Annotated in this window: 17 protein-coding genes; 5 read left to right on the top strand and 12 right to left on the bottom strand. The window is 65.1% G+C overall.

What is annotated here, in order from left to right; genetic code table 11:
- Nucleotides 1-3: 3 nt before the first annotated feature.
- From SARO_RS18360 to SARO_RS18325, 8 genes are all read right to left on the bottom strand, one after another.
- On the bottom strand, nucleotides 4-270 hold the full coding sequence (locus tag SARO_RS18360) for a DUF5985 family protein (protein WP_011906744.1): 267 nt from the start codon (nucleotides 268-270) through the stop codon (nucleotides 4-6).
- Complete coding sequence (locus tag SARO_RS18355; RefSeq protein ID WP_011906743.1) at nucleotides 270-542, bottom strand: DUF5985 family protein; 273 nt, start codon at nucleotides 540-542, stop codon at nucleotides 270-272. The genes SARO_RS18360 and SARO_RS18355 overlap by 1 nt, the downstream gene beginning before the upstream one ends.
- Nucleotides 539-916 carry a hypothetical protein gene (locus tag SARO_RS18350; RefSeq protein WP_011906742.1) on the bottom strand — a complete coding sequence of 126 codons (378 nt, stop codon included), beginning with the start codon at nucleotides 914-916 and terminating at the stop codon, nucleotides 539-541. Before SARO_RS18350 ends, SARO_RS18355 begins: the two co-directional genes overlap by 4 nt.
- 42 nt (nucleotides 917-958) lie before the next feature.
- Nucleotides 959-2887, bottom strand: a complete 1929-nt coding sequence (locus SARO_RS18345) for a response regulator (RefSeq protein ID WP_083761015.1) — start codon at nucleotides 2885-2887, stop codon at nucleotides 959-961.
- Between the two features lie 73 nt (nucleotides 2888-2960).
- A complete protein-coding gene (locus tag SARO_RS18340) occupies nucleotides 2961-8309 on the bottom strand; it encodes a HAMP domain-containing protein (protein ID WP_011906740.1) in 5349 nt (1782 codons plus the stop codon).
- A gap of 97 nt (nucleotides 8310-8406) precedes the next feature.
- Nucleotides 8407-8760 carry an EthD domain-containing protein gene (locus tag SARO_RS18335; RefSeq protein WP_234007495.1) on the bottom strand — a complete coding sequence of 118 codons (354 nt, stop codon included), beginning with the start codon at nucleotides 8758-8760 and terminating at the stop codon, nucleotides 8407-8409.
- A gap of 2 nt (nucleotides 8761-8762) precedes the next feature.
- Nucleotides 8763-9554 (bottom strand): sugar phosphate isomerase/epimerase family protein, encoded by a 792-nt coding sequence (locus SARO_RS18330; protein ID WP_011906738.1) that lies wholly within the window; start codon nucleotides 9552-9554, stop codon nucleotides 8763-8765.
- 13 nt (nucleotides 9555-9567) lie between these two features.
- On the bottom strand, nucleotides 9568-10746 hold the full coding sequence (locus SARO_RS18325; protein ID WP_011906737.1) for an aromatic ring-hydroxylating oxygenase subunit alpha: 1179 nt from the start codon (nucleotides 10744-10746) through the stop codon (nucleotides 9568-9570).
- Nucleotides 10747-10893: 147 nt separating this feature from the next.
- Between SARO_RS18325 and SARO_RS18320 the strand changes: the two genes are divergently transcribed.
- Nucleotides 10894-12516 (top strand): AMP-binding protein, encoded by a 1623-nt coding sequence (locus SARO_RS18320; RefSeq protein WP_011906736.1) that lies wholly within the window; start codon nucleotides 10894-10896, stop codon nucleotides 12514-12516.
- A gap of 7 nt (nucleotides 12517-12523) precedes the next feature.
- Here SARO_RS18320 and SARO_RS18315 read toward each other — a convergent pair whose 3' ends face one another.
- Together SARO_RS18315 and SARO_RS18310 are read right to left on the bottom strand one after the other, a co-directional pair.
- Entirely contained in the window at nucleotides 12524-13999 is a 1476-nt protein-coding gene (locus SARO_RS18315) for an FAD-dependent oxidoreductase (RefSeq protein ID WP_011906735.1), read from the bottom strand.
- Between the two features lie 4 nt (nucleotides 14000-14003).
- Nucleotides 14004-14822: an SDR family oxidoreductase gene (locus SARO_RS18310; protein ID WP_011906734.1), complete on the bottom strand. Its 819-nt coding sequence runs from the start codon at nucleotides 14820-14822 to the stop codon at nucleotides 14004-14006.
- Between the two features lie 144 nt (nucleotides 14823-14966).
- Here SARO_RS18310 and SARO_RS18305 point away from each other — a divergent pair, with 144 nt between their 5' ends.
- The 4 genes from SARO_RS18305 to SARO_RS18290 all read left to right on the top strand — a co-directional run bounded on the left by SARO_RS18305 (nucleotide 14967) and on the right by SARO_RS18290 (nucleotide 19041).
- The gene (locus SARO_RS18305) at nucleotides 14967-15728 is read left to right on the top strand and encodes an SDR family NAD(P)-dependent oxidoreductase (RefSeq protein ID WP_011906733.1); all 762 of its coding nucleotides are present in this window, start codon (nucleotides 14967-14969) and stop codon (nucleotides 15726-15728) included.
- A gap of 16 nt (nucleotides 15729-15744) precedes the next feature.
- Nucleotides 15745-16272, top strand: coding sequence for a VOC family protein (locus SARO_RS18300; RefSeq protein ID WP_011906732.1), 528 nt, complete (start codon nucleotides 15745-15747; stop codon nucleotides 16270-16272).
- A 164-nt stretch (nucleotides 16273-16436) separates the two neighbouring features.
- Entirely contained in the window at nucleotides 16437-17846 is a 1410-nt protein-coding gene (locus SARO_RS18295) for an aromatic ring-hydroxylating oxygenase subunit alpha (protein WP_011906731.1), read from the top strand.
- 10 nt (nucleotides 17847-17856) lie between these two features.
- Nucleotides 17857-19041, top strand: a complete 1185-nt coding sequence (locus tag SARO_RS18290) for an aromatic ring-hydroxylating oxygenase subunit alpha (RefSeq protein WP_011906730.1) — start codon at nucleotides 17857-17859, stop codon at nucleotides 19039-19041.
- A 96-nt stretch (nucleotides 19042-19137) separates the two neighbouring features.
- Here SARO_RS18290 and SARO_RS18285 read toward each other — a convergent pair whose 3' ends face one another.
- Together SARO_RS18285 and SARO_RS18280 are read right to left on the bottom strand one after the other, a co-directional pair.
- On the bottom strand, nucleotides 19138-20094 hold the full coding sequence (locus tag SARO_RS18285) for a SphA family protein (protein WP_011906729.1): 957 nt from the start codon (nucleotides 20092-20094) through the stop codon (nucleotides 19138-19140).
- A gap of 106 nt (nucleotides 20095-20200) precedes the next feature.
- A complete protein-coding gene (locus tag SARO_RS18280; RefSeq protein ID WP_011906728.1) occupies nucleotides 20201-21655 on the bottom strand; it encodes an aldehyde dehydrogenase in 1455 nt (484 codons plus the stop codon).

The raw sequence follows: 21655 nt of genomic DNA, 5'->3' as shown, positions 1-21655 counted from the left end.
CGGTCAGTTGGTCTGGCGGTTCTTGCGCCAGATGGCGACGAGGATCGAGAGGAACGCGGCCACCCGAAACAGGAACAGCAGGCTGCGCTCCTCGTCGCGCACTTCCATGAAGGTCAGCATGGCCTGGCCGATGCCGAGCAGCGCGAAGGCGATGGCGAAGGCGGCGAAGAGGCCGTCTCCGGTGCTGCGCCAGAAGCGCAGGAAGAACAGTCCGACGATGAGGAACCCGAGCGTCAGGGCGCCGGCGGCGAAATCGAGCAGGGTTTCCATCAATCCTCCCGTTCCCAGATGAAGCCGAACAGCAGGACGAGAATGCCGGAAAGGGCGAGCGCGTGTCGCACGAGCCGCAGGTCGGTTCCCGGAAAGACCAGCATGTCGAAGATCACCACGAGATTGTTCGCGGCCAGCAACGCGAAACAGATTGCGCTCCACAGCAGCAACCTGACGCCGGTGCGGGCATAGCTGCGCGCCAGCAGTACCGAACACATCCCGCTTGTCAGGAAGCAGAGCAGGTACACGGCCGAGGAAAGGGACTCCGTCATTCCTCGCTCCTCAGCTTGAAGGCATCCGCAAATGCGGTGATCGTGGGCGAGTTGCCCTTGACGATGGCCCGCCGTACTGTTGCGGGCGCGGTGCGATACTGCTTTTCGACGGCCACGACCATGAGTTCCAGACCAGGCGCCGCGCCATAGCGGACAGCGCCTTCCGTTTCGGTCAGCACGAGACCCGCAGCGGACAGTTCGTCGAGGCTTTGCCGCACGACGAGATCGCTGGCGCAAAGTGCGCGGACGAGTTCCGCCTGCGTCCACGCGCGGCGCGGCTCGGTCCGCAGCAGGCACAGCAGGTCGAGCGACCAGGCGGAGCGGAATGTCGCCCCGATGAAGGAAAGCACTTCGGCCTTCGCCGGCTCCTTCATGACGAAACGGCCTGTGAGAGGGAAACGCAACGGTTCATCGCGTCATGTCGGATGGATCAGGAGGTCTTCGAGATCCTCGAAGGCGATGGGCTTGCGCAGCAGCCGGGTTTGCGTGCCGCCGGTGGTATCTATCCGGTCGTCGGCATATCCCGTCATGAGCGCGCAGGGAATGTCCGTTCCCAGCGCGCGCAGCCGCTCTATCGTTTGCAACCCGTTGAGACCCGGCATCGCGAAATCGGTGAGGAGCAGGTCGAAGGGCGTCTTTGCGGATATCACGCGTTCGACCGCATCGGCGCCGCTTGCCGCCTCTTCCACCATGACGCCGAATTCGCGGAGTTGTTCGGCGATTATCGTGCGGACGGAGTGGTCATCGTCCACCACCAGCACGGTCCTGACTGCGTAGGCGCGGGTGCCTTCGACGCTCGGCGCTTCCCGCTCATCGGCGTCCGGCGCCCGGGCGGCGGGCATGAGGATGCGCACGGTGGTGCCGCACCCCTCCGCGCTTTCGATGTCGAGCGTTCCGCCCGATTGCTGGACGAACCCCATGACCATCGACAGCCCCAGCCCCGTGCCCTTGCCCACTCCCTTGGTGGTGAAGAACGGTTCGGTGATGCGTTCCAGCACGCCCGGTGCGATGCCGGTGCCTTCGTCGCGCACTTCTATGCGCAGCCGATCCGCATCGGCAGCGGGAGCGATCGCCACGTGGATCGAGCCGCCTTCGGGCATGGCGTCGCGCGCGTTGATGACCAGGTTCACAAGCGCCAGTTCGAGCTGCGACCGGTCGGCGTGGAAGACCAGATCCGTATCCGCGCAATCCCAGGAAAGCGTCACCGTTCCGCCCAGGGTTTGTTCGACCAGCCCGGACACGGCCTCGCGCACTGCGGAGGGCGCGAGGTAGACGGGCTTGAGTTCCTGTTTGCGGGCAAAGGCCATCATGCGCCGCACCAGTTCCGCGCCGCGTTCGGCGGCAAGGCGGATCTGCTCGGTAAGGCGATGGCCGAGGTCGTCGAGCGGTGCCTTGCGTTCAAGCAGGGTGATGCCGCCGAGCACTGCTGCCAGCACGTTGTTGAAATCGTGGGCGACGCCGCCGGTCAGCCGCCCCAGCGCATCCATCTTGCCGGCTTGAAGAAGCTGCGCCTCCAGCTTCCGGCGGTCGGTCACGTCGAGCAGCGTGCCCGCCCAGCGAACAAGCCCATCCGTCTCGCATCCGATGGGTACCGCGCGTTCGAAGAAGTACCGTTGGGAACCGTCGGCACAGTTCCAGCGGTATTCGGTCGAGAACACGGCGTCCGAGCCTGCCGGAGGGCGCGTGGCGGGGAGATCCTCCGGGTGGATGCGGTCCTCCCAGCACAGCGACCGTTGCTCGATGGAGGTCGCGTCCACGCCCGCGATCTTGGCGAGGTCGCCGGCCACGAATTCGCGGATCAGCATTCCGTTCTTGTCTGCGACCGCCTCGAACAGGGCGAGCGGCAGGGCGTCGAGTACCGTCGCCTGCCGCGCTCGGGTGGAATTCAGTTCGTGCTCGATCTGAAGCCGCTCGAGCTGTGCACGGAACCCCGCCTCGCGCAGCTCGCGTTCGGCGCGGCTCTTGGCCTCCACCCGCTTGCGCATCTCGAACAGTTCGACGAACACGCTGACTTTCGTGGCAAGCACGACCGGATCGACGGGCTTGAACACATAGTCGACCGCGCCCATCGCATAACCGCGCATCAGGTGCTCGGTTTCCTTGTTGACCGCCGAAAGGAATATGATCGGGATGCGCGCGGTCTGCTTGCGTTCGCGGATGAGGTCCGCCACCTCGTAACCATCCATGTCCGGCATGAACACGTCGAGCAGGATGACAGCGAACTCGCCATCCAGCAGGTGCCGCAATGCTTCGCGTCCCGAGTTGGCAGTCACCACCTCGGCAATGTCGCGCAGGACGTGGCCAAGCGCGAGCAAGTTGCGCTCGTCGTCGTCGACAAGGAGGATGCGCGCCGTCCGGGGGATGTCTTCCGTATCGTCCGGTTGGATCGGGGGGGGGCTTGGACCTCGGCCTGCTGCATCAGACCACCTGCATTCCCTGATCGGTCACGAGCGACTGCTGGCTACGGCTGCGCCCGATCCAGACGCGAAGCAGCGCAAGGAGCAGATCGATGTCGACGGGCTTGGAGATATAGTCGGAAGCCCCGGCATCCAGACACTTCTGGCGATCGCCCTTCATGGCCTTGGCTGTCACCGCGACGAGCGGGATCGAGGCAATCGCGGGCGTCGCGCGGATCTGCCGCATGGTCTCGTATCCATCCATGTCGGGCATCATGATGTCGATCAGCGCCACATCGATGCCGGGCGTGCTTTCAAGGATGCGGATGCCTTCCACGCCGCCCTCTGCATGGACGACCTCGACGTCGTGCGATTCCAGCACGCTTGTCAGGGAGTAGATGTTGCGGATGTCGTCATCGACGATGAGGATGCGGCTGCCGGCAAGCCGTGGCTGGTTGTCGGACATATTGGCGGACTGCGTCGCACGGGCTGTCTTGCGGCGCATCGCGGCATTGCGGGACCTGTCGGCAATTGACTCGAACAGCGCCTGCAACTCCTCGCGACTTGCGGGTTTTTCGATCACGCCCGCCGCACCCAGCGTAAGCGCATGGGCGGCCTGATCGGCGCCCGAGATCACATGGACAGGTACGCTCGAGGTATCGGGTTCGTTCCTGAGAAGATCGAGAAGCACGAAGCCGTCGATGTCGGAAAGCCCGAGGTCGAGCGTGATCGCGCTCGGCTTCAGCTTGCGGACCATGGCCACGGTGCCGGAGCCGGCGGAGGAGATGACGCCCTTGAGGCCGCACTGGTGGGCAAGATCGATCAGGATCGTGGCGAAGGTCGGGTCATCCTCGACGATCATGACGAAGGGCTTGCCGTCCAACTCGTCGCGGTCGTCCTGCGGCGCGAAGGTCACGACCGGGTCGTTTTCGGTCGTAGGGGCGGCAAGCAGGGCGGGCGAGGTGATGACCGCCTTCATCGGCACGTAGAGCGTGAAGGTCGAACCTTCGCCCGGCACCGAACGCACCTGAAGTTCGCCGCCGAGCAGGCGGGCGATCTCGCGGCTGATGGAAAGGCCAAGCCCGGTGCCGCCGTACTTGCGGCTGGTCGTGCCGTCGGCCTGCTGGAACGCCTCGAAGATGAGCTTCTGCTTGTCTTCGGGAATGCCGATGCCGGTATCGCTGACGGAGATTTCCAGCGCGCGGTCCAGGTCGCCAAGCACCGGGTGGGTCGGGCTCCAGCCGTGCCGTGCCGGCCGGACGTTGAGCGTGACGCGGCCTCTCGCAGTGAACTTGAAGGCGTTGGACAGGAGGTTGAGCACGATCTGCTGCAACCGCTTCTCGTCCGTCTGGATCGAGGCCGGCAGGCTATCGTCGAAGTCGATCTCGAAGGCGAGGCCCTTTTCCGAGGCGACCTGGCGGAAGGTTCGCTCGACGTGCTGCTTCATGCCCGGGATCGACATGTCGCCGATGTCGATGGACACGGTGCCGGATTCGATCTTCGACAGGTCGAGGATATCGTTGATGAGGTTGAGCAGGTCGGTGCCGGCGCCGTGGATCGTGCGCGCGAATTCGGTCTGCTTCTCGTTCAGGTTGCCCTGCTGGTTATCGGCCAGAAGCTTGGACAGGATGAGCAGCGAGTTGAGCGGGGTGCGCAGCTCGTGGCTCATGTTGGCGAGGAATTCGGACTTGTACTTCGAGGTGAGTGCGAGCTGTTCGGCCTTCTCCTCGACCGCGCGGCGCGCCATCTCGATCTCGAAGTTCTTGGCTTCGACCTGCTTCTTCTCGTTCTCGAGAAGCTGCGCCTTTTCCTGAAGCTCCTCGTTGGTCGCGTGGAGTTCTTCCTGCTTGCGGGTCAGTTCGGTCTGCCGGGCCTGGAGTTCCTGCGTCAGGAGCTGCGACTGTGCAAGCAGGCCCTCGGTGCGCATGGTCGCGGCAATGGTGTTGAGCACGATGCCCACGGTTTCCATGAGCTGGTTGAGGAAGCTGTGGTGGGTCTCGTTGAACTCCTCGAACGAGGCCAGCTCGATCACCGCCTTGACCTCGTCCTCGAACAGCGCCGGCAGGATCTGGATGTTGGCGGGCTTGGCCTGGCCGAGGCCGGAGCCGATGCGGATGAAATCGTCCGGCACGCGCGACAGGCGGATCGGGCGCTTGTCGGCCGCGGCCTGGCCGATCAGGCCTTCGCGCAAGGCGAACTGGCGCTTGAGCTGATCGTGGTTTTCCGCGCCGTAGCTGGCGACGAGTTCCAGCCGGTTCTGCTCCTCGTCGTCGCGGCTGGTCACGTAGAACACGCCGTATTGCGCGTTCACCAGCGGGGCCAGCTCGGACATGATGAGGTTGGAGATGGTGGCAAGGTCGCGCTCGCCCTGCAACATGCGGCTGAAGCGGGCGAGGTTGGTCTTGAGCCAGTCCTGTTCGGCGTTCTTCAGCGTCTGATCCTTGAGGTTGAGGATCATCTCGTTGATGTTGTCCTTGAGCGCGGCCATTTCGCCCGAGGCTTCCACCGCGATGGAGCGGGTAAGGTCGCCCTTGGTAACGGCGGTCGCCACTTCGGCGATTGAGCGCACCTGGTTGGTGAGGTTTGCCGCCATCGCGTTGACGTTGTCGGTCAGGTCGCGCCACAGGCCCGCCGCGCCCGGCACGCGCGCCTGCCCACCAAGGCGGCCTTCGACGCCGACCTCGCGGGCCATGTTGGTCACCTGGTCGCCAAAGGTCGAAAGCGTCTCGATCATGCCGTTGATCGTCTCGGCCAGCGCGGCGATCTCGCCCTTGGCGTCGAAGGTCAGCTTGCGCTTGAGATTGCCCTGCGCCACCGCGGTCACCACCCCGGCGATCCCTCGCACCTGGTTGGTGAGGTTGGTCGCCATGAGGTTGACGTTGTCGGTAAGGTCCTTCCACGTGCCGCCGACGCCCGGCACCTGCGCCTGTCCGCCGAGCTTGCCCTCGGTGCCGACCTCGCGGGCGACGCGGGTCACTTCGGACGCGAAGCCGTTGAGCTGGTCGACCATGGTGTTGATCGTGTTCTTGAGCGCGAGGATTTCGCCCTTCACGTCGACGGTGATCTTCTTGGACAAGTCGCCGCGCGCCACGGCGGTGGTAACGTCCGCGATGTTGCGGACCTGGCCGGTGAGGTTGTCGGCCATGAGGTTGACGTTGTCGGTGAGGTCCTTCCACGTGCCTGCCACGCCGCGCACGTGTGCCTGTCCGCCGAGCTTGCCCTCGGTGCCGACCTCGCGCGCGACGCGGGTCACTTCGGATGCGAAGGAATTGAGCTGGTCGACCATGGTGTTGATCGTGTTCTTCAGCTCGAGGATTTCGCCCTTCACGTCGACGGTGATCTTCTTGGACAAGTCGCCCAGTGCCACGGCGGTCGTGACCTCGGCGATGTTGCGGACCTGGCCGGTGAGGTTCGCGGCCATGGCGTTGACGTTGTCGGTAAGGTCCTTCCACGTGCCGCCGACGCCTTCGACCTGCGCCTGTCCGCCAAGGCGCCCCTCGGTGCCCACCTCGCGCGCGACGCGGGTCACTTCGGATGCGAAGGAGTTGAGCTGGTCGACCATGGTGTTGATCGTGTTCTTCAGCTCGAGGATCTCGCCCTTCACGTCGACGGTGATCTTCTTCGACAAGTCGCCGCGCGCCACCGCTGTGGTCACTTCGGCGATGTTGCGGACCTGGCCGGTGAGGTTGCCGGCCATGGCGTTGACGTTGTCGGTAAGGTCCTTCCACGTGCCGCCCACGCCCGGCACGCGCGCCTGACCGCCAAGCCGTCCCTCGGTGCCGACCTCGCGCGCGACGCGAGTCACTTCCGAGGCGAAGGAATTAAGCTGGTCGACCATGGTGTTGATCGTGTTCTTCAGCTCGAGGATTTCGCCGCGCACCTCGACGGTGATCTTCTTCGACAGGTCGCCCTTGGCGACGGCGGTGGTGACCTCGGCAATGTTGCGGACCTGGCCGGTGAGGTTGTCGGCCATGAGGTTCACGTTGTCGGTAAGGTCCTTCCACGTACCCGCCACGCCCGGCACCTGCGCCTGACCGCCGAGCTTGCCGTCGGTGCCGACCTCGCGCGCGACGCGGGTCACTTCCGAGGCGAAGCCGTTGAGCTGGTCGACCATGACGTTGATGGTGTTCTTCAGCTCTAGGATTTCGCCCTTCACGTCGACGGTGATCTTCTTCGACAAGTCGCCCGAGGCGACGGCGGTGGTGACCTCGGCGATGTTGCGGACCTGGCCGGTGAGGTTGTCGGCCATGAGGTTCACGTTGTCGGTAAGGTCCTTCCACGTGCCGGCGACGCCGGGCACCTGCGCCTGTCCGCCGAGCTTTCCCTCGGTGCCGACCTCGCGCGCGACGCGGGTCACTTCCGAGGCGAAGCCGTTGAGCTGGTCGACCATGACGTTGATGGTGTTCTTCAGCTCGAGGATTTCGCCCTTCACGTCGACGGTGATCTTCTTGGACAAGTCGCCCGAGGCAACGGCGGTCGTGACCTCGGCGATGTTGCGGACCTGGCCGGTGAGGTTCGCGGCCATGAGGTTCACGTTGTCGGTAAGGTCCTTCCAGGTGCCGGCGACGCCCGGCACCTGCGCTTGCCCGCCGAGCTTGCCTTCGGTGCCGACCTCGCGCGCGACGCGGGTCACTTCCGAGGCGAAGCCGTTGAGCTGGTCGACCATGGTATTGATCGTGTTCTTAAGCTCGAGGATCTCGCCCTTCACGTCGACGGTGATCTTCTTGGAGAGATTGCCGAGCGCCACTGCGGTTGTGACCTCTGCGATGTTGCGGACCTGGCCGGTGAGGTTCGCGGCCATGAGATTCACGTTCTCGGTCAGGTCCTTCCATGTGCCGGCCACGCCCTTGACGTTGGCCTGCCCGCCCAGCTTGCCTTCGGTGCCGACCTCGCGCGCGACGCGGGTCACTTCGGAGGCGAAGCTTGCCAGCTGCTCGACCATCGTGTTCACGACCTTGCCGATGCGCAGGAACTCGCCTCGCAGAGCGCGGCCCTCGATTTCGACCGCCATGGTTTGCGACAGGTCGCCCTTGGCCACGGAGCCGATCACGCGCGCGACTTCGGTCGTGGGCTGGACCATGTCGTCGATCAATTCGTTGATCGCGCAGAGCGTGAGGTCCCAGTCGCCCTGTGCGCCGCGTACCGAGGCGCGGTGCCCGATCTTGCCTTCCTTGCCGACCACGCGCGAGAGGCGCTGGCATTCGTCGGTCATCCGGCGATTGAGCCCGACGACCTCGTTGAAGAGCGTCGCGATCTCCGACCCATCATCAGGCAACGAGACTGTGAAATCGCCGTTGCGCAGCTTGCGCAGGGCGCTGACCAGTTCATGGCGACCGATTGCCGGTTCCGCCTTCGTTGCCAGATCGTCCATGGAAGCCCCTTCGTCGCACGCCGTCAGGGCGCACCCCGCCCCCGCCACGCAACGACGAAAAGAACACTAAGTTCCGATGCTTACACAAAATCGCGGTCTAGCGTGGCATATCGAGCGACGAAGCCCGCTCCTCCACGCGGTAGGTCCGCATCCGGGCCCGGTCGAACAGGCGCTCCTCGTCTTCGACGATCTCGGCCATGGTCGCCGGATCGGCCATGGCGGCAAAGCAGGCATCGCACGTTGCCTGGTCGGGGAAGTCGATTTCGAGCACCACGTCGAAATCGTGCGGCATGTCCACTCCGTCCAGCGGGTGCAGGTGCTTTCGCACATAGCGCGTCGCCCATCCGGACAGCACCTTTTCGCCGATCAGGCGATGGCGGCTTTCGTAGTAGGCGATGAAATCGGCTTTGCTCATGCCCTCGCGGCGCTTGAGCAGGGTCAGTACGGTCACGGTCAAGCGTACATCTCCAGCCAGCGCCGCGTCGCGTCGGCCACGGCGCGCGCGCGCAGGGCGGGATGGCCGAACGCCTCGCGCAGGGCCTGCGAGCGCAATTCTATTGCCAGCGGGATGTCCGCCGGCAGCGCGGCGTGCAGTGCGCCCAGCGGCAGCGCGCCTTCGCCGCACTGTTCGCGCAGGTTGATCGCGTCGTGGATCACCGCGTCGAAGTCTGCCGGATCGGGCCGCAGCGCGGGGGCGTCGCAGAACTGGGCATAAGGCAGCAGGGCGGGATCGATCTTCGCAATGTCCGCAATCGACGTGCCGGAGCGATCGACATGGATCGGGTCGATCAGCAGCGCCTTGAGCGGATGATCGAACCTCTCCAGAACGCCAAGCGCGGCGGAGAGGTCCCTGACCTCGGTGAAGATCCCGAACTCCAGCGCGACGCGGATGCCCGAACCTTCGGCATGGCGGCATAGCGCTTCCAGGCGGCTGGCGGTGCGCGCATGGTCCGGGTCGGACGAGACGCACAGCACGTTGGCAGCGCCAAGTTCCGCGCCGATGTCGATCACCTTGCGGTGATCGTCCATCGCGCTGTCGGGCTTGAGCCAGATCACCTCGACGTCCAGCAGCGGCAGGCCGGTCGACGCCAGTGCCGCGCGTGCCTCGCGCGTTGACTGTGCGGTCCATTCCGCGGGTTCGACCCACAGGCCAACCATGTCGAACCCGCCCGCGCGGGCGGCTTCGATGGTATCGACCGGTCCGAACTCGGGAACGACGCCAGATGCGAGGCTGATCGGGTTCATGCGCCCGCCGGCCTCACATCCGGGGTTCGGGGAGGTCCGGGTCGTCCTGCAGGTACCAGTCCAGCCATTCGTGGAAGTACTGGTTGCCGCGTTCGTTGCGGCCGAACACGAGATCGTCGTGCGCGCCCGATTCCAGACCCTTCTGGATTTCCAGCCCGATCAGGTAATCCTCGGTATAGGTCACGTCGCGGAAGAAGTTCATCGCCGCTTCCACGTTTGCCCGGTCTTCTTCGTCGCGGATCGGTTCGCGGCGCAGGTAGTTGAGCACGGTGCGGTTCTCGCCCGGCGTCGGCCCGGGGAAGAGCTGGGCGATCTGTGTGATTTCCGGCGCGATGAAGGCCGAGACGTTGGGGAACATGATCCGCACGAAGTCGAAGCCGTTGTTCTCCTGCGTCCCCCACTCCTCGCGCGGGACATCCTTCAGCGCCTCGGCAATGCGGTGCTGGGGGAAGCCGATGCGCTGGTGCGGGCCGAAGCCTTCGTAGTGCATGCAGTTCGAAGGCGTGCGCGGGAAGATCGTCTGCGGGTGAAGCGAGGCGAAGTGATAGCCTTCGAGATAGCCGTCGTAGGCGATCTTCCAGTTCGCGCCCTCGATCACGCGGCTGCCCATGTAGGACCAGTTGCCAAAGTCGAGCGCTTCGAAATCCTCGAGGAAGCCCCGGAAGTAGGCGTCGACATCGATCGGCGCGTTGGGCGTCAGGACGACGAAGATCATCCCGGCCTTTTCCTGGCACGGCAGCTCGCGCAGGCCCAGTTCGGACTTGTGGACCTCGCCGAACTTGCTGGCTTCGGAAACGCCGATCAGCTTGCCGTCCTGGCCGAAGGTCCAGCCGTGATACTTGCAGGTGAAGCGTGGGCAGTTGCCGTGGCCTTCGTTGGCGACCGGTGCACCGCGGTGCGAACAGACGTTGAGAAAAGCGCGAACCTTGCCCGTCTTGTCGCGGTTGATCAGCACCGGCATGCCTACCGCGTCCATCGCCTTGTAGTCGCCCGGATTGGGCAATTCGGCGGTGAAGGCCAGCATCAGCGGCACGCGCTTGAACACCAGCTCCATCTCGGCCTTCCACTGGTCGGGATCGGTGTAGCTGCGGACCGGCACGGTCTTGGTCTTGTCGGTCAGGAAAGTCTGCTTGTTCTCGACATAGTCGCGCATGATTTCAGCGACTTGTCCGATGCGCTCGATGCGATCCATTCTACTTGTGCCTCTCCGTGCCCGCTGGGTCGGGTTCAAGAATCGACCATGCCGCGCCCGCCCGGTGGGGCCAAGCTGTGACAGGGGCTAGGTTCCTCGCCTTTTCGCCAATTGCCGCAGGCGTGCAGCGCTTGGAACAAGCGAGCCATGAACGAGAACACTTCGAAGCCCTGGGACTGGCTGCCGATTCCCGCCCCTCACCAGCAGGCCTTCGCGCAACGCGGGGCCTGGAACCTGCGGACGCTGGCAGACCTCGCGCGCGAACGGGCGGCGTCAGATCCCGATTTCGTCTGCTTCGTCGATGGCGAAGGCCAATATACCTTCGCGCAGGTCCTGGCAGAAGCGGAAGCGCTTTCCGCGTCGTTGCACGCGCGTGGGTTTCGCGCCGGCGATGTCATCGCATTCCAGGTGCCGAACTGGCGCGAGGCCGCCGTCATCAACCTGTCGGCGGCGATGTCTGGCTTCGTGGTCAATCCGATCGTGCCGATCTATCGCGATGCCGAAGTCACGATGATGCTTGGCGATTGCCGGGCCGCCGCGATCTTCGTGCCGCAGGTGTTCCGCAAGGTCGACTACGCCGAAATGGCGCGTCGCTGCCAGAAGGCGCTGCCCGATCTTGCGCACGTCTTCACCGTGCGGGGCGAGGGGCCGGACGATTTCGCCACTCTCGTCGCACAGGGGCGCGCTCTTTCCTTCGAAGTGCCAACGGTCGATCCGATGGGCGTCAAGATGGTGCTCTATACCTCGGGCACGACCGGTCGGCCCAAGGGCGTCCTGCACAGCCATTGCACGTTGCAGCGCATCGTCGCGGAAAGCGGGCGGCACTGGGGCCTCGGGGCAGGGGAGGCGACGCTGATGCCTTCGCCGGTCACGCACGTCTCGGGATATGCCAATGGCCTCGAAGCGCCGTTCATCTGCGGCATCCGCTCGGTTCTCATGGAAGCGTGGAACGCCCAGGATGCGCTGGCCCTGATCGAGAAGCACGACCTTGTCGGCACGGTTGCTGCAACGCCCTTCCTGGTCGAACTTGCGGCAGCGGCGCGAGCGGCGGGCACCGGCCTGCCAAGCTTCCGCTTCTTCGCCTGCGGCGGTGCGGCGGTGCCGGCGGACCTTATCCCGGCCGCCAACGCCGCCTTCGAGAACTGCCGGGCCTTTCGCGTCTTCGGCGCGTCCGAAGTTCCGCTCGTTACCTTCGGCTGGCCGCACGACGAGCGCCTTGCCGCGACCACCGATGGCGAGGTGGTGGACTACGAAGTCCGCATCGTCGACCACGAGGACAATGATCTTCCGCGCGGTGTCGAAGGCGAAATCCTTGCGCGCGGTCCCGGCATGATGATGGGCTATGCCGACGCCGCGCAGACCGCAGAGGCGATCACGCCCGACGGCTTCTTCCGCACCGGCGACCTGGGCGTGCTGTCCGAAGAGGGTGCGGTAACGATCACCGGGCGCAAGAAGGACCTCATCATCCGCGGCGGAGAGAACATCTCGGCCAAGGAAATCGAGGACGTGCTGCACAGCCATGACGCGGTGAAGGAAGCCTCGGTCGTCGCCATGCCGCACGAACGCCTTGGCGAGGGCATCTGCGCCTATGTGATCCTGTCCGCCGCAGTCGACGCGGCGGTGCTTGCCGCGCATGTTGCCGCTTCGGGCATGGCGAAGCAGAAGATCCCCGAACGCTTCGAATTCGTAGAGGACTTTCCCCGCACCGCTAGCGGCAAGGTCCGCAAGGACCAGCTGCGGGCGATGATCCGGGAGAAAGTGGGGGGCTGACCGACCGTCAGCCCCAGTTCGCTCCGGCCACGTGGCGTCCGGCCCGGCGACCGAAGTATGACCCTGGCCCGAGGCTGAGGCCCGACGCATAGGCCTTGCCGGTGCGCGGGATGTGCGCGGCGCTCGCCCCCACGACATAGAGGCCCGGGATGGCGTTCGAATGAAGGTCGAGCGCGCGCCCGGTTGCGTCGGTCTTGATCCCGCCCAGCGTGATGAACAGGTAGTGCGACTTGTCGAAGCTGATGTCGAACGCGGCAAAGGGGCCGACATCCAGCGGCTTCAGCCAGTCCGGATGCTTGCGGAAGCGCGCATCGTGCCCGCGCGCCGCGTCGGCATTGTAGGTGCGCATGGTTTCGACCAGCGATCCCGCCGGAAGGCCGAGCCCGGCTTCCATTTCCTCGACGGTCTCCCACCCGTCGACCAGCGTGTGCTTTGCCAGCGGGTTCTCCGGATAGGCGAAGACCTCGCTGTCGACGATCAGGTAAGCGGTCTGGCCGGGCTGCTCCATCACGAAATTGCCGAGGCGGCCGTGATAGACGTCTTCCGCCACGAAGCGTTCGCCATTGCGGTTGACGATGATGCCTTTGATGAGTTGTCCCGGTGGATAGATCGACGCCGTAGGGATGACCCCGTCCATGGCCACGGCATGGGCGCCTGCCGAAAGGCCAAGCCTCACGCCTGCGCCGTCGTTGCTCGGAATGCCGAGCGGCTCGCTCGTTTCCGTCAGCAGCGGCAGGTGTTCCTTGATCAGCGGCTCGCACATGTTGTGGCTGCCGCAGGCGACGATCACGCCGCGCCGGGCCCGGACGAAGAACTCGCGACCCGGCTGGCGGACCTTGACGCCGACCACGCGGCCGTCGGCTTCCTCCTGCACCAGCGCGATCACCGCGCTGTCATAGATCGCGGCGATGCCTTCGGCTTCGCACCGTTCGAGCAACGGCTTCATGCCGGCCGCGCCCGCATTCTCGCCCATGCCGGCGACCTTGTGCCCGCGCGGTGCGGGGCGGGCGGCCTCGCGATAGGGCCAGGCCTTTTCGTTGCCGGTCCACATCAGGCAGGTGGTGTCGTCCAGCCAGACCGCCTTGCCGCCATAGTATGTCCGCTCGAACGGTACGCCCTGCGCTTCCAGCCAGTCGAAGTGGTCCTTGCAGTCGTTGGCAAAGGCCAGTGCGGCATTCGGGTCGAGCGGGTCGCAGCTTGCCAGCAGGAACGCGGCCAGTTGCTCGGCATCGTCATCGTATCCTGCCGCCTGCTGAACCGCCGTGCCGCCGCCGAGGTAGAAGATGCCGGAGGACAGCGCGCTTGCGCCGCCGCCGCCTGAGGCGCGCTCGACGATCAGCACCTCGGCGCCGGCGCGGTGCGCCTCAAGCGCCGCGCAGGTGCCGGCAACGCCCTGTCCGGCGACGATCACGTCCACTTCGCGCTCCCAATCCGCCACGTCGGCGGGGCGGATGACCTGGGGGATGTCGAGCTTCTGCGTCATTGCTTCAGGCCTGTCCGGTTGCTTTGGCCACGGATGCGGCGATTTCCTCGCGCGTCGGGTTGCGGCGCAGGGTCAGGCCGCCGTTCACCTGCAGGTTCTCTCCGGTCATGAAGCACTCGTCGCTTGCCAGGAACACGGCGGCGGCGGCGACGTCTTCCGACGTGCCCCAGCGGCCGAGGGGATAGGAATTGCGGAAGCTTTCGAACAGCCCCGGAACCTGCTTCGCGTCCTCGTTCATCGGTGTATCGGTGAGACCCGGCGAGATCGAGTTGGCGCGGATGCCCTCGTGACCGAACTCGTGCGCGATGCAGCGCACGATGTGGTCGGTACCGGCCTTGGTTCCCATGTAGATCGCGTGGTCGTTGAGCATGATCGTGGCCGTGGCCGAACTGATCGTGATGATCGATCCGCCGCGCCCGCCCAGCGATCGCGCCATCTTGCGCACCATTGCCTGGAAGAACTGGTGCGGGCCGACGAGTTGCAGCGCGGTCATGGCGTCCAGATCCTCGCGCGTCACGTCGAGGAAGGGCTTGAGCAGGCCCCAGCCGGTCGAGTTGATCGCGATGTCGATGCCGCCCATCGTGGCCACTGCCGTGTCGGCCAGGGCATTGACGCTTGCCTCGTCGGTGATGTCGCACGAGGTCCAGTGGCAACCGGTCTTGTCGGCAAAGGCCTTGAGCACGGCATCCTTGCGCCCTGCCACGAGCACTTCCGCGCCTTCGTCGATCAGGCGCTGTGCGATGACCTGACCCATGTTGCCTTCGCTGCTGGCGCCCAGCACGATTGCCTTCTTGCCTTCAAGTCGTCCAGAATTACCGGCCATGATCCTGCTCCCGCTGGGATGTTGGGCGCTGGCTACCACCAAGGCGGCGCGTCGCTTTCCTGTTCAAAAGGGGAGTGGCTTGGCATCCTGCCCCCCTTCAAGGATGCTGCAACGGATTCTTTTACGGGACAGAGGAGCAAGGCTGTGGATCTCGGACTCAAGGGCAAGAAGGTCATCCTGACCGGCGGGAGCCGCGGCATCGGCCGGGCGACGGCGGAACTGCTCGCCGCCGAAGGCGCGGACATCGCGTTCTGCTCGCGCAATCCGGAACAGGTCGCCGAAACCGTCGCCAGCCTCGAAAAGCATGGCGGCAAGATCTACGGTTCGGCCTTCGACATGGATTCCGGACATGACGCCTACCGCGCCTGGCTGACCGACGCGGCAGAAAAGCTCGGCGGTTGCGACATCTTCATCCCGATGATCTCGACCTCGGGCTCGGGCCAGACCGGCGACTGGCAGAAGGGCCTCGATCACGACATCATGGGTTCCGTCATCGGCGTCGAAGTGCTGGAGCAGTACCTCGAAAAGTCGTCCTCGCCTTCGGTCGTCATCCTCTCGTCGACGGCGGGCCTCGAGACCTTCATCGTGCCGCAGGGCTACAATGCGCTGAAGGGTGCGCTGATCGTCTATGCCGGCCAGCTCAGCCAGGCGCTCGGTCCCAAGGGCATTCGCGTGAACACCGTCTCGCCCGGTCCGATCAAGTTCACCGGCGGTAGCTGGGACGTGATCGAAGGCGCGGCGCCCGATCTCTACAAGTCGGTGGAGGCCGGCTTTGCCCTCGGCCGATTCGGCGCGCCCGATGAGGTGGCCAAGGCGGTCGTGTTCCTCGCCAGCCCGGCTTCGTCCTACACCACCGGCACCAACCTGGTGGTCGACGGCGGCTTCACCAAGCGCATCCAGTTCTGACCGGAGCGCACTGGAAATGAGCATCGGTGCACGGGCGATCCAGCATATCGGGGTCTCCGTGCCCGATCTCGACAAGGCGCGCGAATTCTACCTCGGCCTGCTCGGCGCGGTCGAGGTGGGACCGCCGCTGGAATGGCGCGACAATCCCTTCATCGACGCGGTCGTCGGCCTTGAAGGGAGCGCGGCCCGGCAGTTCATGTGCCGGCTGGGCAACACCCACATCGAGGTCTTCGAATACCTCGAACCCCGGTCCGAGCCACAGGACCCGAACCGCGGCGTCAATCGCTACGGCTACACCCATTTCGCGGTGCAGGTGGAAGACATCCAGGCCTGTTACGAACGGCTGGTCGCGGCGGGCATCCGCGTCCACACCCCGCCCGCGATGGAAGGCATCACCACGCTGCCTGACGGGCGCAAGACCGGCTATGCGGCGACGTACTGCCGCGATTTCTTCGGCAATGCCTTCGAGATCATGGAAATCCATGATGACGAGCAGATTCGCCCCGTCTGGCGCGCTGGCGAGGGCGTCATTCTGCCGAGCTGAACCAGCGATCCATAAAAACAGGCAGATTATCCTGTTTTATCGCAAAAACGACAGTTCCTAGCCAAAATCGCAGGTCCTTTGCGGCCGATTCTTGACCTCGGTCAAACGCTTGAAGCCCTTGCCGTGAGACTTTCCCAGCCGTCCCAAGAACGGAGAGGAAAGACATGGCCGACCGCGATCCCGGCGCATTCGACAAGGCCCGCTGCCCCGGCACTAGCTGGGAAGACATCCTGCGCGCCGACGAGGTGCAGCCGCCCGCCTTCATGGCGGAGGACCGTTCGCAGTATCTCGGCTCAGAACCGATCGATGCAGCGCGATACTACAGCCCCGAATTCTTCAAGACCGAGTGCGAAAGGATGTGGCCCTTCGTCTGGCAGTTCGCCGCGCGCGAGGAAGATCTGCCCGAGCCGGGCGACTACGTAACCTACGACAACGCGGGTCGGTCCTACCTGATCGTGCGGCAAGAGGACGGCAGTCTCAAGGCGTTCCATAATGTCTGCCTGCACCGCGGCCGCAAGCTCAAGACGGACAGCGGCAGCGCAGAACAGTTCCTCTGTCCGTTCCACGGCTTCTCGTGGAATCCGGACGGCTCGTTGCGCAACATCCCCTGCCGCTGGGACTTTGCCCACCTCAGCGACCAGAAGATGCAGCTTCCCGAGGCGAGCCTTGCGCAGTGGGGCGGCTATGTCTTCGTCCGCGATGCTGCCGAGGGGCCGACCATCGAGGAATACCTCGATCCGCTTCCGGAGTTCTTCAAGCGCTGGAAGCACGAGGAATGCGTGACGGTTGCCTGGGTCGCCAAGGTGATCCCGGCAAACTGGAAGATTGCGATGGAGGCTTTCATGGAAAGCTACCACGCCTATGTCACGCACCCGCAGCTCATGCCGTTCACCGGCGATGCCAACGCGGCCTACCACGTGCTCGGCCGCCACGTGAACGTGAACTACACGCCCTTCGGCGTCGTCAGCCCGCACATCGAGGCGCAAGCCGAGGCCGAGCACTGGCCGCAGCAGCGCATCATTGACGAGTTCCGCAAGTACAACGGTCGCAGCGCCGACAACTACGACGCGGACAAGGACAACTACGCCATCGAGGTGCCCGAAGGCCGCAGCGCCCGCGCCGCACTTGGCGAGAAGATGCGCGAGGTTTCGGCAAGGCAGTTCGGTGGTGACTATTCCGGCGTTTCGGAAAGCGAACTGCTCGACGCGCTGGTCTTCAACGTCTTCCCGAACTTCGCGCCGTGGGGCGGTTTCATGCCCAATATCGTCTATCGCTGGCGGCCCTGGCCCGATCAGGACAAGTGCCTGATGGAAGTGCGCGTGATCGCCCGCGTCCCGGAAGGCCAGCCGCGCCCCGCCGGTGTGCCGATGCACATGCTGGGCGACGACCAGATCTGGGCCGATGCGCCCGAGCTTGGCGTGCTTGGCGCGGTGCTCGACCAGGACAGCGAGAACATGGCGCTGTGCCACGAAGGCCTGAAGGTTTCCAAGAACCAGGCGGTGGAACTGGCGGACTATCAGGAAGTGCGCATCCGCCACATCCACCAGACGCTCGACAGCTATCTGAACGCGTGAGGCTGAAACGATGACCGAAATCTATGAAAAATACGCCCACGCGGCGGAACGCATGCTCCACTTCGTGGAGACCAGGACGACCGATCAGGCGAGCAGCACGATGCGCGTGCCCGTCGCAGACTATCTGGACCAGGGCCGCTTCGATCTCGAGATCGATCGCATCTTCAAGCGGCTTCCGCTGATGCTGGCGCTGACCATCGAACTGCCCGAGGTGAACGACTACAAGGCGATGGACGTCATGGGCCTGCCGGTGCTCATCACCCGCGGCCGCGACGGCAAGGCGCGGGCCTTCCTCAACGTGTGCAAGCACCGCGCGATGCATCTGGCCAAGGAAGGCAAGGGTAACTGCAAGGCCTTCGCCTGCCAGTACCATGGCTGGACGTATGCCAATGACGGCAAGCTGATGGGCATCGCCGAGGCCAGCACGTTCGGTGACGTCGATCGCTCGACGCTCAACATGACCGAACTGCCTTGCGACGAGGCGGCGGGGCTGATCTTCGTGATCCTCACTCCGGGCCTGCCGATCAACGCGGTCGAGTGGATGGGGGGCATGTACGAGGACTTCGCCGCCCTCAAGCTCGAGACGTGGTATTACCACAAGAGCAAGGCCATGAAGGGCGCAAACTGGAAGGTCGCCTACGACGGCTACCTCGAGGGCTATCACTTCCAGGCCGCGCACACCAATACCGTTGCCACGCGCAGCCCTTCAAACCGCGCAAGCTATGAAGGTTTCGGGCCGCACATCCGCCTGGGCTTTCCGCAGAACACGATCACACGCCTCCATGAACTGCCGCGTGACGAATGGGGCCGGCAGGAGAACAAGGGCTACGATTTCATCCGCATGCTCTTCCCGAACATGAGCTTCTTCCTGGCGCCCGAAATGGGGCAGCTCGCGCAGCTGTTCCCCGGACCGCAGGCGAACCAGAACACCACCGTGATGAACTACATCTTCCCGGTGAAGCCAGAGACCGAGGAGGGCCTCGCCGCGCTCGACCAGATGTGCGACTTCTTCTTCGACGTGGTGGAGGAGGAGGATTACTTCCTGGGCCTCAAGGTGCAGAACGGGCTGGAATCAGGCGCGATGACGCACCAGACCTTCGGCCGCAACGAACCCGGCAACCAGTTCTTCCACAAATGGGTGGCCTACTATCTCGACGAAAGCGGCCAGACCCCGATGCCGGTGATGAAGGAGTAGATCGCACCCGGCCGCCGGCGGGGGTAGGGGGATTGGCGGCCGGGTGCGACGCTGCGGGCCGCCGCCTCCAACGAGGCGACAGCCGCAGCGATCCGTTCATTTCCTGCTGAAGGATGCGAGTGGCAGGATCATCTTGATCCAAAGCTTCTCGCCCTGCGGACGATAGCGGGCCGTGAATTCGTGCTGCCAGGTGGCGATGACCTGCGCCTTGCCGGCGGCGACGCGCACCGTCGGGCCGGCGGCGAAGACTTCACCCTTGAAGCCGCCAAGCGCATCGATCGTGGCCTGCGCGGCGGGATCGTCGACCTGGTCCGACGTGGTCTGGCGATAGTAGTATCCGCCCACGCCAACCGAGACCTTGGGATGCACGGGCTTGGTCGCCGCGAAATCGACGTGCAGTTCGTTGCCCGAGCGGTAGTCCGCTCCCGTCGGGTTGAGCGCGTTGATCTGTGCGTCGCGGTTCTTGAAGTTGATGTCGTACATCGCCTTCAGGTCGAATTGGAGGCCGTTCTTCGGGTAATAGGCGACGGCAACGACCGGCTCGACGTTCCAGTGGTGGCGGCTGATGTTGGCCACGCTCGTGCGGCTGTAGTTGCCGACCGGAACGTTGATGTCCACGCCGGTCAGGACGTGGAGCCCGTTGGTGAAGTGCCACCCCAGGATCAGCGGGTCGACGGTCACGTCCGTAACGCCCGTCCGACGGTCGCTGACACCGGCAATGTGCGCATCGAGGCGCACGACGGGCGCGACGACGTGCATCGCCAGGTCCGCGCCAAGCACCTTCCTGCCCGTTACCCAGACAACGCGGCTGACTGCGGCCTGTGCGTCGACGTCAAAAGCCGGAATGAAGCCCTGCTTGCCGTCGACGTCGTTGAAGCGGTCGGCCGAATAGGACTGGACGTAGCCGAGATAGTAGACGCCCGGCGGCGGCAGCGCGCCTGCAAGCGTGCCTTCCGCGCCCAGCGGATAGACGTTGCCGCCGCTTTCGGTGGCGCGGGCGGACGTGCCCGCGAATGCCGCGCAGGCGGCCGCCAGCGCGATGGTCTTGCGCATGTGATGTTCCCCTCTGAACCTTGCTGGAATTTTTGACCCTGCCGCCCGCGCCTTCACGCGTGCAGCAGGGTCGCGACCCTCCGGGCTTGTGCCACCCTGGAAGCTCTCAGATCGGCCAGTGCGGCGTCTGCGTATCGATGGTCACCCACTTGAGTTCGGTGAACTCCGCGATGCCTGCCTCGCCGCCGAAGCGGCCGTAGCCCGATGCCTTGGTGCCGCCGAACGGCATCTGCGCCTCGTCGTGAACGGTAGCGCCGTTGATGTGGCACATACCGGCCTCGATCCGTTCCGCCACGCGCAGCGCCCGGGCGATATTCTGGCTGAAAACCGATGACGTCAGGCCATATTCGGTGTCGTTGGCAATGCGCACGGCCACGTCCTCGTTGGCTGCGCGCAGGATGGTCGTGACCGGTCCGAACGATTCCTCGGAATAGAGCAGCATGTCCGGCGTCACCCCGTCGACCACTATCGCGGGGATCAGCGTTCCGCCCGTCTGCCAGTCGCCGTGGGCGCGCGCGCCTTTGCCGACCGCATCCTCGATCAGGTGGCGAACGCGCCTGCCGGTGGCCTCGTCGACCACCGAGCCCAGCGGAGCGCTGCCGGCGCGCGGATCGCCCGCCGTCAGCCCGTCGACCCTGGCTCTGAAGCGTTCGACGAAGGCGTCGGCGATGCCGTCCTCGAGGATGATCCTTTCGGTCGACATGCAGATCTGCCCGCTGTTCATGTAGGCGCCAAAGCCTGCCGCGGCGACTGCCGCGTCGAGGTCGGCATCGTCCAGCACGATCATCGGGGCCTTGCCGCCAAGCTCAAGGAGGCACGGTTTGAGCTGCTGTGCGGCAAGACCCGCGATGATCCGCCCGACCCTTGTCGAGCCGGTAAAGTTGATGCGGCGGACCGCCCGGTGGTTCACCAGCGCGGCCACGACTTCGCCCGCATCGGCAGGCGCGTTGGTCACGACGTTGACCACGCCGGCGGGGAAGCCGGCCGAACGCAGCGCGGTGCCGATCAGGCGGTGCGTTGCTGGGCAATGCTCCGATGCCTTGAGCACCACGGTGTTCCCGCAGGCAAGCGGCGTGGCGATGGCCCGCACGCCAAGGATGACCGGCGCATTCCACGGTGCGATGCCAAGCACGACGCCGGCGGGCCGGCGCAGGGTCATGGCATAGCAGCCTGGGCGGTCCGACAGGATCGTCTCGCCCTTGACCTGCGTGGTCAGCGCGGCCGCCTCGCGCAGGAGACCTGCCGCGAGGTGGACGTTGAAACCGGCCCAGCCGTTTGATGCGCCGGTCTCGGCGGCCATGGCCTCGACGAAGGCCCCCGTCTGCGCTTCCAACGCATCGGCACCAGCCAGCAGCAGGCGGCGGCGTTCGTTGGGGCCAAGCGCCGCCCAAGCGGGAAGCGCGGCAGCCGCGGCATCGGCGGCGGCGATGGCGTCGGCCGCACTGGCGGCAGCCGCGACCGTCGGTTCCCCGCCCAGCGGGCCGGTGCGTTCGAACGTAGCGCCGCCGCTTGCGGCGACATCCGCATTCCCGATCAGGAGCAGGGCTTCGCGCTGTACCAT

The organism is Novosphingobium aromaticivorans DSM 12444 (assembly GCF_000013325.1).
In the GTDB taxonomy this organism is placed as follows: domain Bacteria; phylum Pseudomonadota; class Alphaproteobacteria; order Sphingomonadales; family Sphingomonadaceae; genus Novosphingobium; species Novosphingobium aromaticivorans.
The sequence above is the reverse complement of the archived record's forward strand: the minus strand, read 5'-3'. Positions and strand labels throughout refer to the sequence as shown.

Bases quoted from the DNA above. Each gene is read 5' to 3' on its own strand.
- SARO_RS18360 (WP_011906744.1), bottom strand. From the start codon at position 270: ATGGAAACCCTGCTCGATTTCGCCGCCGGCGCCCTGACGCTCGGGTTC.
- SARO_RS18355 (WP_011906743.1), bottom strand. From the start codon at position 542: ATGACGGAGTCCCTTTCCTCGGCCGTGTACCTGCTCTGCTTCCTGACA.
- SARO_RS18350 (WP_011906742.1), bottom strand. From the start codon at position 916: ATGAAGGAGCCGGCGAAGGCCGAAGTGCTTTCCTTCATCGGGGCGACA.
- SARO_RS18340 (WP_011906740.1), bottom strand. From the start codon at position 8,309: ATGGACGATCTGGCAACGAAGGCGGAACCGGCAATCGGTCGCCATGAA.
- SARO_RS18330 (WP_011906738.1), bottom strand. From the start codon at position 9,554: ATGAACCCGATCAGCCTCGCATCTGGCGTCGTTCCCGAGTTCGGACCG.
- SARO_RS18325 (WP_011906737.1), bottom strand. From the start codon at position 10,746: ATGGATCGCATCGAGCGCATCGGACAAGTCGCTGAAATCATGCGCGAC.
- SARO_RS18320 (WP_011906736.1), top strand. From the start codon at position 10,894: ATGAACGAGAACACTTCGAAGCCCTGGGACTGGCTGCCGATTCCCGCC.
- SARO_RS18315 (WP_011906735.1), bottom strand. From the start codon at position 13,999: ATGACGCAGAAGCTCGACATCCCCCAGGTCATCCGCCCCGCCGACGTG.
- SARO_RS18310 (WP_011906734.1), bottom strand. From the start codon at position 14,822: ATGGCCGGTAATTCTGGACGACTTGAAGGCAAGAAGGCAATCGTGCTG.
- SARO_RS18300 (WP_011906732.1), top strand. From the start codon at position 15,745: ATGAGCATCGGTGCACGGGCGATCCAGCATATCGGGGTCTCCGTGCCC.
- SARO_RS18295 (WP_011906731.1), top strand. From the start codon at position 16,437: ATGGCCGACCGCGATCCCGGCGCATTCGACAAGGCCCGCTGCCCCGGC.
- SARO_RS18290 (WP_011906730.1), top strand. From the start codon at position 17,857: ATGACCGAAATCTATGAAAAATACGCCCACGCGGCGGAACGCATGCTC.
- SARO_RS18285 (WP_011906729.1), bottom strand. From the start codon at position 20,094: ATGCGCAAGACCATCGCGCTGGCGGCCGCCTGCGCGGCATTCGCGGGC.
- SARO_RS18280 (WP_011906728.1), bottom strand. From the start codon at position 21,655: ATGGTACAGCGCGAAGCCCTGCTCCTGATCGGGAATGCGGATGTCGCC.